At 46.7% G+C, this 12,919-nt stretch carries 10 protein-coding genes; 7 read left to right on the top strand and 3 right to left on the bottom strand.

The genetic code is table 11. The annotated features are described in order from the left end of the window. The first annotated feature begins 63 nt into the window (after positions 1-63). The 3 genes from IFO68_RS05440 to IFO68_RS05430 all read left to right on the top strand — a co-directional run bounded on the left by IFO68_RS05440 (position 64) and on the right by IFO68_RS05430 (position 4,498). Positions 64-1,479, top strand: coding sequence for an aminotransferase-like domain-containing protein (locus IFO68_RS05440; protein ID WP_192014934.1), 1,416 nt, complete (start codon positions 64-66; stop codon positions 1,477-1,479). Between the two features lie 289 nt (positions 1,480-1,768). Then, entirely contained in the window at positions 1,769-3,979 is a 2,211-nt protein-coding gene (gene katG, locus IFO68_RS05435) for a catalase/peroxidase HPI (RefSeq protein WP_192014933.1), read from the top strand. Positions 3,980-4,285: 306 nt separating this feature from the next. Next, complete coding sequence (locus IFO68_RS05430) at positions 4,286-4,498, top strand: hypothetical protein (protein ID WP_192014932.1); 213 nt, start codon at positions 4,286-4,288, stop codon at positions 4,496-4,498. 77 nt (positions 4,499-4,575) lie between these two features. Here IFO68_RS05430 and IFO68_RS05425 read toward each other — a convergent pair whose 3' ends face one another. Next, a complete protein-coding gene (locus tag IFO68_RS05425) occupies positions 4,576-5,328 on the bottom strand; it encodes a hypothetical protein (RefSeq protein WP_192014931.1) in 753 nt (250 codons plus the stop codon). Between the two features lie 624 nt (positions 5,329-5,952). On the opposite strand from IFO68_RS05425, the gene mobA reads away from it, so the two are divergent. Together mobA and fdhD are read left to right on the top strand one after the other, a co-directional pair. Beyond that, complete coding sequence (gene mobA / locus IFO68_RS05420; RefSeq protein WP_192014930.1) at positions 5,953-6,543, top strand: molybdenum cofactor guanylyltransferase MobA; 591 nt, start codon at positions 5,953-5,955, stop codon at positions 6,541-6,543. A 209-nt stretch (positions 6,544-6,752) separates the two neighbouring features. Continuing rightward, complete coding sequence (fdhD, locus tag IFO68_RS05415) at positions 6,753-7,601, top strand: formate dehydrogenase accessory sulfurtransferase FdhD (RefSeq protein ID WP_192014929.1); 849 nt, start codon at positions 6,753-6,755, stop codon at positions 7,599-7,601. Between the two features lie 53 nt (positions 7,602-7,654). Here the strand turns inward: fdhD and IFO68_RS05410 are convergent, their stop codons facing one another. Continuing rightward, a complete protein-coding gene (locus IFO68_RS05410) occupies positions 7,655-8,164 on the bottom strand; it encodes a hypothetical protein (RefSeq protein WP_192014928.1) in 510 nt (169 codons plus the stop codon). Between the two features lie 495 nt (positions 8,165-8,659). On the opposite strand from IFO68_RS05410, the gene IFO68_RS05405 reads away from it, so the two are divergent. Together IFO68_RS05405 and IFO68_RS05400 are read left to right on the top strand one after the other, a co-directional pair. Then, positions 8,660-9,022 (top strand): adenosine deaminase, encoded by a 363-nt coding sequence (locus IFO68_RS05405; protein ID WP_192014927.1) that lies wholly within the window; start codon positions 8,660-8,662, stop codon positions 9,020-9,022. A 34-nt stretch (positions 9,023-9,056) separates the two neighbouring features. Further along, positions 9,057-10,871: an Lnb N-terminal periplasmic domain-containing protein gene (locus IFO68_RS05400; protein WP_192014926.1), complete on the top strand. Its 1,815-nt coding sequence runs from the start codon at positions 9,057-9,059 to the stop codon at positions 10,869-10,871. Positions 10,872-11,793: 922 nt separating this feature from the next. Here IFO68_RS05400 and IFO68_RS05395 read toward each other — a convergent pair. Next, the gene (locus tag IFO68_RS05395; RefSeq protein WP_192014925.1) at positions 11,794-12,894 is read right to left on the bottom strand and encodes a reverse transcriptase family protein; all 1,101 of its coding nucleotides are present in this window, start codon (positions 12,892-12,894) and stop codon (positions 11,794-11,796) included. Between the last annotated feature and the right edge of the window lie 25 nt (positions 12,895-12,919).

Raw genomic sequence — 12,919 nt, 5'->3', positions numbered from 1 at the left:
AACAGTTTTATTAAACAATTGTTATATTTTCAGTAAATTCAACCACGGGAACTGAGGTTAAGATTGGCGAAGTATGAACAGTTGGCGTCTCAAATCCGCCAACAAATTGAATCTGGTATCTGGCGTGCCGGTGAAAAAATGCCATCGCTCCGGAAGCAGGCAGCGCACTCTGGTATGAGTCTGATGACCGTCATGCATGCTTATCAGCAGCTGGAATCTCAGGGCTGGCTGGTTGCGCACCCCCGTTCCGGTTATACGGTGGCCGAAAGCATCCGAATCAGCCCCCAGTCACACAACGCAGCAGTCGAAACCGCCGAAGCTGTCGACATCAACAGTTTCATTTTCGATGTTCTGCAAGCCTGCAGAAAGCCGTATATGATCAACTTTGCGTTTGCCTACCCGGACCCCAATCTGTATCCACGGCATCAGGTAAATAAATCCCTGATGCATGCCGCCCGCAGCATACCGGTTTCCAATGCACTGGATAACTTGCCGCCGGGCAATGACACTCTGCGCGCTATGATTGCTCAGCGCTACGCCGCAAAAGGCATCAGTATCGCCCCCGATGAAATCGTGATTACCGCGGGTGCGCTCGAAGCCCTGAACCTGAGCCTGCAGGCAGTAACCCGCCCCGGCGATTGGGTGGTGGTGGAATCTCCGACATTTTACGGTGCGCTTCAGTCGCTGGAACGTCTCGGGCTGAAAGCGCTGTCGGTGAGAACGGATCCCAAGACCGGCCTTGATTTAACCTCGCTTGAACGCGCGTTTCAGTCACATTCGGTCAAGGCCTGCTGGCTGATGACCAATCACCAAAACCCGCTCGGATTCACGCTGACAGAGCCAAAAAAGCGGCAGTTAATATCGCTGCTGAACAAATACCAGGTTGCGCTCATCGAAGATGACGTATACAGCGAACTCTACGCAGGCAATGAACAACCACTCCCGGCCAAAGCGTTTGATGCCAGTGGGAATGTGATGCTGTGCTCATCCTTTTCTAAGTCATTGGTCGCCGGCTTCAGAATCGGCTGGGTGGCCGCCGGGAAGCGGGCCACAGACATTCAAAAACTTCAACTGATGAGTACCCTGACCACCAGCGTACCCATTCAGCTCGCACTGGTTGATTACCTCAGTACCCGGAACTACGAGCACCACCTGAGGCAGCTGAGGCGAACCTTAGACAAACGTAAAAAAGCCATGTGCAGGCTGCTGACACAAATGCTTCCCCCTGACGTCGAAATCGAGCCTGCGGAAGGCAGTTATTTCGTTTGGCTGCGATTACCTGTCACCTCAGATACGATGGCAATTTACACCCAGGCACTGGCAGAAAACATTACGATCGCACCGGGCAAGATGTTTTCTCCCGGCAAACAATTTAACCACTGCCTGAGGCTGAATACTTCTTTTGAGCTGGATGAAAGTCACACAGATGCCATTCGACGGCTGGCGGAAATCATTAATCAACACCTGGAACAACAATAAATAGCAGGATGGCGCTTCCCCTGCTTTGATTATCTGACGCATTGATGAAGATTTCACAGCGTCACGTTACCGGGAAATATTCCATCACTCAAATTCTTAGGTGAATGACAGCACAGATTTCCTGCGCCAGCTATAGGCACCACCCCGCTTGGCACAAACCTCTGCCCTTTATTGAAAAAACCGATTGTTGTCATTGATAAAAACGTCTTTATCCGATTGCCAGTCGGTCTATATTCAAGTGTGTAACTGAGACACACCACACCCTACACTAATTCTCAAGGAGCAATGTATGAGCAACGGCAAAGGTACCACTACGGGTGGATGCCCAGTAATGCATGGCAGCAATACCAACCTTCGCGGCGCGGGGACAAGGAACGAAGATTGGTGGCCGAATCAGCTGAACCTCAAAATCCTCCATCAGAACGATAAAAAGTCAAACCCTCTGGGTGAAGGCTTCAACTATGCAGAAGAATTCAAAAAACTCGACCTGAAAGCCGTTAAGCAAGATATTGAGAACGTGTTGACCGACTCGCAGGATTGGTGGCCGGCAGACTACGGTCACTATGGCCCGCTCATGATACGTATGGCCTGGCACGCAGCAGGCACCTATCGTACCGGCGACGGCCGTGGCGGTGCATCAACCGGTAATCAGCGTTTCGCGCCATTAAACAGCTGGCCGGATAACGGCAACCTGGATAAAGCCCGCCGCTTACTGTGGCCGGTAAAACAAAAATACGGCAACAAACTCTCCTGGGCAGATCTCTTTATTCTTACCGGCAACGTTGCCCTTGAATCCATGGGATTCAAAACCTTTGGTTTTGGTGGCGGACGAACGGATATCTGGGAGCCGGAAGAAGACATCTACTGGGGCGCTGAAGACGTCTGGCTCGATAACAAACGTTACAGCGGCGAGCGTGATCTAGAAAACCCGTTGGCCGCCGTGCAAATGGGCCTGATCTACGTTAACCCGGAAGGACCGGACGGCAACCCTGACCCATTGGGATCCGGCCGTGATGTCCGCGAAACGTTCGCCCGAATGGCGATGAACGATTATGAAACCGTCGCGCTGACGGCAGGTGGTCACACCTTTGGTAAATGCCATGGTGCCGGCGATGCGGCGCTGGTTGGTCCTGATCCTGAGGCAGCTCCTATTGAGCAGATGGGCCTCGGCTGGAAAAACACACATGGTAGAGGCAGGGGCCGTGATTCCATTACCAGCGGCCTGGAAGGTGCCTGGACACCGACACCAACCAAATGGGACAACACCTACTTCGAAATGCTGCTGGGTAATGAGTGGGAACTGACAAAAAGCCCGGCTGGTGCCAACCAATGGAAAGTGAAAAACGTCACGGATAAAAACCAGGCACCCGATCCGGAAGATGCTTCACAACGCGTCAATATCATGATGACAACAGCGGATATGTCGATGCGCGAAGATCCTGAATATCGCAAGATTTCAGAGCACTTCCGTGCCAATCCTGAGGAATTTGCCGATGCCTTTGCCCGGGCCTGGTTCAAGCTGACTCACCGCGATATGGGCCCTAAAGCGCGCTATCTTGGCCCTGAAGTGCCCGCAGAAGAGCTGATCTGGCAAGATCCGGTACCCGCCGTCGATCACGATCTTATCAACGACAGTGACGTTTCTGCACTGAAGCAAACCATTCTCAACTCTGGCTTGAGTGTGACAGAACTGGTTTACACCGCCTGGTCATCAGCCGCCACATTCCGCGGTTCTGACTGCCGTGGTGGCGCAAATGGTGCCCGTATTCGTCTGTTACCGCAAAACGGCTGGGAAGTGAACCAACCCGGACAATTGAAGAAAATCCTGAGCACCTTTGAAGGGATTCAGAAAGACTTCAACTCAGCACAGTCAGGTAACAAGGCTGTGTCACTGGCTGATCTGATAGTCCTTGGTGGCGATGCTGCTGTTGAGAAAGCCGCACAAGACGCAGGCATCAGCGTGAGTGTGCCCTTCTCACCAGGCCGCACCGATGCCACCGATGATCAGACGGATGCAGAATCGTTCGATGTGCTCGAGCCTGTCGCTGATGGTTTCCGTAACTACATGAAAACCAAATACACAGTTTCGGCCGAAGAAATGCTGCTGGACCGTGCCCAGCTGCTCACCCTGACTGCACCGGAAATGACAGTGCTGCTCGGGGGGATGCGTGCACTGAATGCCAACTTCGGTGGTTCGAAACACGGTGTATTCACCGACAAACCGGGCGTGCTGACAAACGACTTCTTTGTCAACCTGCTGGATATGAACACCGAGTGGCAACCCACCACAGAAGCCGCAGATGAATTCGAAGGCCGTGACCGGAAAACAGGCCAGGTGAAATGGACCGCAACCCGCGTCGATCTGGTGTTTGGTGCCAACTCGCAACTGCGTGCCATCTCGGAAGTGTATGGCGGCAGCGATGGCAAAGAGAAGTTCGTAAACGACTTTGTCAGCGCCTGGACCAAAGTCATGAACGCCGATCGATTTGATCTGAAATAAACCCTGACCACCCCCTCCCGATCCCGGGAGGGGATGTTATATCTTCAAAGACTTAACATCATTCTCAGATAAACGTCTTCTCTTTTCAGTCATTTTCTCAAGCATTCCCCGGCAAACGTTGCAATTGCAAATCAGTTGCAATACCAGCAAGCGTATCCTCCCAGCTTTACCCGTTAGGCAGAAAGTCAGAAATCCCAATGAACCTGTCATATACTTCAGAGAATAAGACTGAAAAATATCACGCTGACTATAGGGCTAATGCTTTGACACATGCATTTTCTGTAATTTAAACGATAGAAGAGGCTTATGATGATTGTAGGATATGCGAAATTTTCTAAAAGACACCCTTACTTTCATATATTTCTCATTTCATCTCTCACCCTGACATTTTTAATTTCCGCTTTTATACTGATTGAATATGAAACCATTGAACTGGCAGGGGTGATTATTTTAATTGGCAGTACCTTGCCCTTTTTTGCCAAAGCGTCTAAATACAAACAGCAATATTTATCTGATTAGTTTTCATGAAAAACAACCCGCTGAACATCATCAATGGGCTGTATTCCTGATACAGCCCATGACGTTATACCCCCCTGCTAGCTGAGGTCATAACCTTGTAAGTTATAGAGCTTCTTGAACTTTTCCTGTTCACCTTCTTGAGCTGGGTACAGCAACTGAATCGCAACGGGTAACTCTGTATCCGGGTTGATAAGGTAGTTCCCATCCTTAGGCGTTTTTAATTCAACCACACCTTCTGAACCATCAAGCACAACCTCCGGCCATGTAACACTCGCAATGGTTGTTCCTGGAGGCAAGTCGGAAAACGAGACTTTCCAATGTGTAATAGGATCAGATGAGGCTTTCAGCAATATTTCATAGCTATAGATGTAACCTTGTGATTCCCAGTCCTGCCAATATGATTTGAATTCTGCTCGACTTAATATTGGTTGCAGACCAGAAGATGAACGTTTAAGTGTAATATCGAATCCTGGCCCCTTTATACCTTCATGGTTATAATAGTTTACCTGCCCGACAATAAACTCTTCTTCTCCTGGTGGTATATCATCCACAAGTAGTGAAATTGTCCTGTTCCTTGTCCAACCAGCACTCTGTTCAGCCGTACTTGTAACAGAAGCTGTTTTCCCATCGGCAGAAATAAATAGTTCAGATCCAGAGCCAGGATACGACATATGTGTAACACGCGCATTGCCTGTTAATGCAGCTTCAATTCTTGCGCCAGGTATTTCTGGCTCATTATTCGAATCAACGACAAAGTTCACGGTAACTGCAGAGCCTTCAGTCACATCAGGTATAAAATCTTGCTTAATCTCATGGATAATTGCAGCCATAGGTGTTCTCCATATTAAAAGTCATCATTACTTCCATACTGCCATCTGAGATTAGTTCAACCACACCTAATGACACAAACATCATTGCACAACCTTGAAATAAAAAGTAAATTTTTAATAACAGCAAAATCAAAATGATTTTTCAAAGTAACAATTAATAATTCAGCATCGAAAACCTATTGTGAGCAACAGGTACTAGCATCAAGCAAACAAAATAAAAATCACAACAGAATACACAGGCATCTGTCATTAAAATGATATTCATCAAAGATTATGGCGATAGCAGTGCAGCGTCTCATTGATAGTATTGAAGGACTGACAAACGGGATCGACCAAGACAGAAACAATGCAGGAAGTATTTCACACCCTGTTACTTTCAAATGAAAAGCATAGTATTCAGATGCACTGGGCTACACAGATTTACCGCCACCGTTGGCGTCACGGGAATTCGTACTACACTGAAAATAAGCCTCTCGTGACACCTCAGTAAAACGGGCTGCCAGTCATTCACGACGGCAGCCCGCCTGATAAGCCCTGTCTATCAATTCATCAGTCTGCTTTATTGGACTGGCACACAAAAACAGTATATTTTTTAGGGGTATATTTTACCTGGCTGTTATCACGATGAAACCGACTCCCCTTTGCTTTTCCGTACTCCTTCTTGCCGGCGGGCAAGGCTCCCGAATGGGAGGCAAAGACAAGGGGTTGGTTTCCTTTAGCGGCAGGCCGTTAATTGCCAGCCTGTTTGACGTTGTCAGACCGCTGACAGATGACCTTCTGATCTCCTGCAACCGCAATACCGAGCAGTATGCCACTTACTGTGACCATATACTGACTGACGATGTCAGCGGCTTTCCCGGCCCGTTAACCGGCATACTGAAAGGACTGACTGCGGCAAAACACGACTGGCTGCTGCTGTTTCCCTGCGATGCGCCCATGATAGACCAGTCCCTCGTCAGCCAGATGCTGGATGCCGCCTCAGCCGATAGACCGCGTCCCGTCATGGTTCGGCAGGGCCAACAGTGGCAGCCAATGTTCAGCCTGATCCCCAAGCCTATGCTCCCTGTATTGCAACAGGCCTGGCAGTCGGGCGAGCGCAGTCTGATGGCGATCCTGACCCGCCATGATACCGTGGCAGTAGACTGCGCGCTGAACGATCCCCGGCTGCAAAACATCAATACCCCACAACAATTACTCGATTTACACCATTATTGATAGATGCTGTTTTTAATTCAGACACACGCAGTTTCCCAAATAACACCAACCTGAGGGTGTGACTTATAACGCAACCAGAGTCAGGCGGCACAAACAATAGAAGGCAACAGACGGGCCTTATCGGTCCTTCAAAACAAGCCATTGGACTTCCGCCGGGCTGTTGAGTAGCCTGTCTGTATCAGGGTTTAAAACCGACATCAGGCAATAAGATGAATGATATTGATAACAAACAATCTGAAATCGCAGATGTGAATGCGGCACCGCCTGCGCCTGATGCATTCCGTTATATTGAGCTGCACGATGACATTGCGCCTGACACCCCAGTTGCACACAGTGCCGTGTTAGCCAGCGAAACTGCGCTGTCTATCAGTTATAACGGTATCAGCCAGGCCGTGATGATGGTGACACCGGGCAATATTGAAGATTTCGTCAAAGGCTTCAGCCTGAGTAACGGTATTGTTCGCTCGGTGAGCGAAATCTACGACATCACCCTCACCGCCGGCTGCGATTCCCACCATGCCGAAGTCAAGATTTCAAACCGCGCTTTCTGGTCTCTGAAAAATCACCGCCGTCAACTGGCGGGCACCAGCGGCTGTGGCATTTGTGGTGTGGAAGCCATCGAACAGGCACTGCCGCCCTTAACCCCGCTGACACCGGTTCCGCCCCCGCAAGCCAGCCTGCTGCGCAATTTACGAACGCGCATCAGTGATGCGCAGTCAGTGGCCCGCAGCAGCGGTGCACTGCACGCCGCGCTATACGTCGATGCCGCAGGAGACATTCAACTCTGCCGGGAAGATATCGGCCGCCACAACGCGCTGGACAAACTGATCGGCGCCATGACCACAGCCCGCATCAATCCGCAGTCCGGCTTTGCCGTGATGACCAGCCGCTGCAGCCTGGAACTGATTCAGAAAGCTGTCCGGGCCAAGATCAGCACGCTGGTGACCCTGTCCGCCCCCACCGCCATGACAGTGCGCTGGGCGCGACACAATAACCTGAATTTAATCCATGTGCCTCACCGCAGTGCGCCGAGGTTATATAGTGGTAAAGGCATTTAAGTCATCAGCGCAATTATGCTCTCTTACAGAGAAACATCAGCCATGCGGGGAAGCTAGTCCTTTACCTCATAAGTTTTCCGCCATACTCTCACTTGTTTCACTTGCGATGCGTCGCCGTAAAAAGTGAAGGCATATTTTTTCGCAGCTTCGTTGGGCACGATGAACTCAATCTGAAGCCCGTTTGACAGGGCATGAGAAAAGCCGTCTTTATCAATGGTCAGTAAAGCGCCTTCTTCACTCAGCCCTGTGATTTTCACCGGCTTGTGATGACGATTTTTGAAGCTGAGTTCGACAACCGTCTGATTCGAATCTTTCTTAGGAGACAAGCTCAACAAATCAATGTCGATATACTCAAGTGTCTCTTTTTCATTCGTCACGACAATGGAGCCATCGGAACTTTCTGTCGCGCTTCTTCCCTCTTTGAAACCCTCAGTGACACCACTTGAGATTTCTTTCGTAAATTTCACAAGTCCCTTTGTCATATCACTAATAGTGTCTTTAACTTCGGCATGAGCACTCATTGCGGAAAGCCCAAGAATGATCAGTAACGTTAGTTTTTTCATTTTCCTTTAATCCTTTCATGCCAACTGACAAGTATCATTGCTTTAATCCGGCCACAGACCCCAGCCGTCAACTCCCAGTACAGAATAGTACAGAATGCGACCTGCAGACATGGGATATGAAGCAACACTCCTCCGATGAAACTAAACATTCCGGCTTTCCGGACAAAATCAAATGTATTTCAAACAGTACCAGCCTAGAAATCCACCTTCAATGAAACCAAAAGCCGCACTTTGACTGAATATCAAAGATATTCTTTATTCGAATAATATAATACCATAAAGGAAGATACAGACTCTAAAGAGCAATGTGAAACTTAGGATGATATGAAAACATATTTGAACATTGTATCTTTGCAATAAATAGATTTAATTTTAATTAAAAAATCAACACAATTATTTAACAATATAAAAACACCCCATGTCAGAGTATTGTCAAATAAAAAATTAAATGTATAATCTTCGCGCTTATTATCATTATTATCTATTGGATATCTCATGCAAGTATTGAAAAGCCTAGTTGTTGCAGGTGCGGCACTGACTGCTGTTGGTTGTTCAACAATTTTGACTGACGAAAATCAGCGCATTAATGTTGTTTCTTCTTCTGGTAAGAAATTCACCGTGGAAGTTGATGGCATCGAGCAAACTGCGCCGGGCATTATCACAGTGAAGAAAGAAAACAAAAACAAAACGCTGAAAGTAACTTCAAAAGAATGTGAGCAGCAAATCGCACTGAACAAAGAAGTTGAGCCCACTTTCTTTGTGAACATCCTGTCTGGTGGTGCATTCGGTTCAACAACCGACTTCGCTTCTGAAAAGATGTGGCGTTATCAGGATACCCTGCAAATCAACTGTAACTAAGTTTCAGCTAACCATGCAGTTTGATAAACAACTGATGTTGAGAAGCCTCTTCGGGGCTTCTTTTTTTTGTGTCTCGGGCATCCAGCCTGCCATGGCGGTAACTATGGTGCCTTCTGCCGCTGTAAGCGATGACGCCTTTGCCATAGCCCAGTTCGCAACACTGCTTCACGTGAGTGATCAGTCACTCAATATAGACGACGCCAGTTTTTATTTCTCGTCCCAGCCAACAAATATTCAGGCAGAAATTGAAGCCAATTTAGCGCAACTAACAAACCCTGCAAAGGCTCAGGACTACACCTGTCGTTTTCCGGCCAGAGCACAATGGCTGACTGAATACAGCCCTCAGGTCGCCCCACTTGATTTTTCCCGCTGCCCTGAGCTACAGGAATTTTTAGATGCGGTGTCTGCAAAGACAATCAGTCTTGCCTATGCCTCAGAAAACCTGCTGAGCCCCAGCAGCTTCATGGGCCATACTTTTATCAAGCTCAGTAAGAATGAAAAAGATCCAGGCCATGCTGTCTCATTTTTTACGGAAGTAGATGGGTTCAATTTACCCAAAATCATGTTCGATTCTCTGGTCATAGGGAAAGAAAGCTATTTTATTGTTTCGCCCTACCAGGAAAGCCTGAATTTTTATAAAGACATCGAAGGCAGAAATGTATTTGAATACCAGCTGGATATTTCAGCAAAAAATAAAAAACTCATTCAACTACATTTGTGGGAGTTAAAAGATACCCGAGTTGATTATTTTTTCCACAACCAAAACTGTGCATCCATTACGCTGAATTTACTGGCGATTGCCAACCCGGAACTAATGAAACACCGCCGCGACTGGCTCAGTCCGCTGGATGTAATACAACTGGCGAGCCAGCATCACATGATTCAGCAAACCAGTATTACGCCTTCAACCGGCTGGAAGTTGCGTGCATATGGCGCCAATCAGCAAGATTCAACCAAGCAGTTGCTGCTGGATCAACTCAGTACAGGCGATTTACAAACCCGCTTCAGCGACACAGACGTTCCCATCGAAGAGCAATTCCTTACCTGGGAATTCGCTCAGGCTATGAACCAATATTTGCTGGAGAATGAGAACATTACTCCTGAATCTTATACTGAAAACAGCAGGAGACTGGCTGCCTATGAGGCACAGTTTACCTCCTACGCGGTCGACTTGAGTAATTTCAAGAATCCGATCAAGCGGAATAAAGATGCCCAATGGCAGATCGGAACACGCTGGTCGCCGGAAGGCGTTCCGGAATTAACAGGGACTTGGCTACCCGCCTCACATACCCTGATGGACGATAACCGTAATGCGTTCAGTGAATCATCGCTGGAGCTGCTCAAGATATCCGTTAGCGCAAGTAAACAGGAGCTTAATCTGGACAACTTCACCTTATATGGCATACACAGTTACCTGCCATATGATCCTCTGTTTGGCGGCCTGTCTGGTCATTTTTCCGTTCAATGGGATCGGGGGACTGATTTCACCGAACGGGATAATAAGCGCTTTTTTATCGCAGGCGGATTAGGACTGAGCCACCAGGTAAACAATGCGGTTAATATTTTTGCGACTTTCGGTACTGAGCTATCGATGAATACCGAAAAGGCATGGGGAGCATTCGCTATTGACATGGGCCTGTTCAGCTACTTCCGCCACGATATAAAAATGGCGCTGTCAGCGAACACCGTCTGGAACCAATATGCGAACAATGACTTCAAATATAAAGGCTCTGTCACGATGACGTATCTTGGCCTTGAAAACAGTGCTGTTGATCTTGGCGTTCAATATGCTGACATGGCGGGTCTGAGCGAAGGTCAGTTAAATGTGGTCTATCGCCACTTCTACTAGCTTTGACCTAGTCACTTATCCGCCCAACTGCCATGACTGTGCAAGCCACAATAACCTGAATTTAATCCATGTGCCGCACCGCAGTACTCCCGTTTGGGTTCAGTGTATATTTCAGCTGAGTTTGCTGGTATGTCGCGCTTGAGTCCGGTGGTTTATTTGGCATGAACTGATGCGCGCCAGACACTCTTTGCTGGCTCAAAGAGTGCCCAGAAAAGCCTTTGATTTCGCTGGTGTTGTCCGGGCCGGTTGTAGGCGCTCCCGGCACCGACAACCTAAAAATTCGTCCTGAATTTTTCCCTGTGGGAGTGGGTTTCTTGGATTCAAATATTGTTGTTGGGCAGAAGCGTTGTCAGTCATACATCAATGACTTAACCTCCGTCATTACCGCGCAGGCGGTAATCCATACAGCGAGTACCGTTACAAGTTGCTGTGTTTGAGTTTGCTGGTATGTCGCGCTTGAATCCGGTGGTTTACTTGGCATGAACTGATGCGCGCCAGACACTCTTTGCTGGCTCAAAGAGTGCCCAGAAAAGCCTTTGATTTCGTTGGTGTTGTCCGGGCCGGTTGTAGGCGATCCCGGCGCCGACAACCTAAAAATTCGTCCTGAATTTTTCCCTGGAAAGATGGGACATTCTATTTTAAAACTCGTTTTTGGACAGAACTTTGTCAGTGACTTTGCTAAATTAGTATTAAGCGGATTATCTGGGATATTGCAAAACTTCTAATCAAGTAGCCAAATTCACTCCCCCCTACACTGAACATCATGGACATTCTGTGCCTAACTCGATTCGGGACAGTGACGTTTTCCTGCTCGACTGAGTCAGCCTAATGAGCTACTGTTCACTCACCAATTAGTGCGACAATTCATAATCAGAGATTTCCAACTGCCTCAGGTATATAGTCGAGGTGTGTTGCCCATTCTTTATTTGATATTGGACTCGAAAACTTCAACTAGTCCTTTGACTTTTTTCATACAATCAATATTAACACACCCATATTTATCATTATATTTTATAAGTGATACTAAGTATGAGCGATAACCTTTCAATTTATTCTGTAATTGATCATCAGCATACTTAGAATAAAAAGCAAAGTTTCCCCCATATCTTCGAATAAAATTTTTAGGGTTTAAATAGAATATGTTCTCCATTATATATATTGGATCTTTTTGTTTTTTGAGCAATGCAGATAGTTTTTTCAACGGTTTAAGTTTTTTATCAGATAGTCTGATGTTGCCAACAGGCTTTTCTTTGTATACATGTAAAAAGCCTTTCTTTCTTTTCCTGTTCTGAACTACGTAACCATTGAGCGATATAGTATTCTCAGTCGCTCTCCTTTTTCTTTTTTTCAACTTGAGCGAAAGTGTAGAGACAAAGATAGAAATATCCTTTTCAAATTGCTCAGAGTGCAGATATTTACTATTGTCACAAGAAAAAAGCATATCATCTGCATAACGAGAGTAGATAATTCCTTTATCTTCACATAACTTTTGAATAAGAATATCTACTCTTCTGAATATTATGTTTGATATTACTGGGGAAGATGAGAACCCAATAGGTAAAATTTCTTTCCCACGAAAATCTTTGTCAATATAGTTATCACTAACCCTGTGAGTAATAGACATATATGCAATGTCTAGAGCTGAGTATTTTTTGCCATTCTTTTCATTATTGAAGTGCTGAGCGAGTAGGCTTTTTACTTCATGTGAGGGTATTGAATGGAAGAACTTTTTAATATCTAATCGTAAGAAGTAATACCCCTGAATATGAGGTCTTAGAAAGTCGTAATAAGATTTACCTTGAACAAAGCCGCATGCAGATGAGTTAATTGGGCTTTTATCTAGAACAAACTTAGTTATTCTATCATTTATACGCTTGTGTTCAGAGTCCCTAGAAATCTCAAAAAAGTTGTCGCAACCAACTTTAAACTCTCTGACAGAAGGAGAGAAGTCATTTAGAAGACCTTCATTGCCTTTAAGTATTGCTTTCTTAAAGAAGTCATCGCTAATTTTATTTTTAATCATAGAGCTTCAACCCGATACAAAAGAA

Origin of the sequence: Photobacterium arenosum (assembly GCF_014841115.1) — a bacterium.
Classification (GTDB): domain Bacteria; phylum Pseudomonadota; class Gammaproteobacteria; order Enterobacterales; family Vibrionaceae; genus Photobacterium; species Photobacterium arenosum.
The sequence above is the reverse complement of the archived record's forward strand: the minus strand, read 5'-3'. Positions and strand labels throughout refer to the sequence as shown.

Bases quoted from the DNA above. Each gene is read 5' to 3' on its own strand.
- katG (WP_192014933.1), top strand. From the start codon at position 1,769: ATGAGCAACGGCAAAGGTACCACTACGGGTGGATGCCCAGTAATGCAT.
- mobA (WP_192014930.1), top strand. From the start codon at position 5,953: ATGAAACCGACTCCCCTTTGCTTTTCCGTACTCCTTCTTGCCGGCGGG.
- IFO68_RS05430 (WP_192014932.1), top strand. From the start codon at position 4,286: ATGATGATTGTAGGATATGCGAAATTTTCTAAAAGACACCCTTACTTT.
- IFO68_RS05405 (WP_192014927.1), top strand. From the start codon at position 8,660: ATGCAAGTATTGAAAAGCCTAGTTGTTGCAGGTGCGGCACTGACTGCT.
- IFO68_RS05400 (WP_192014926.1), top strand. From the start codon at position 9,057: ATGTTGAGAAGCCTCTTCGGGGCTTCTTTTTTTTGTGTCTCGGGCATC.
- IFO68_RS05395 (WP_192014925.1), bottom strand. From the start codon at position 12,894: ATGATTAAAAATAAAATTAGCGATGACTTCTTTAAGAAAGCAATACTT.
- IFO68_RS05425 (WP_192014931.1), bottom strand. From the start codon at position 5,328: ATGGCTGCAATTATCCATGAGATTAAGCAAGATTTTATACCTGATGTG.
- fdhD (WP_192014929.1), top strand. From the start codon at position 6,753: ATGAATGATATTGATAACAAACAATCTGAAATCGCAGATGTGAATGCG.
- IFO68_RS05410 (WP_192014928.1), bottom strand. From the start codon at position 8,164: ATGAAAAAACTAACGTTACTGATCATTCTTGGGCTTTCCGCAATGAGT.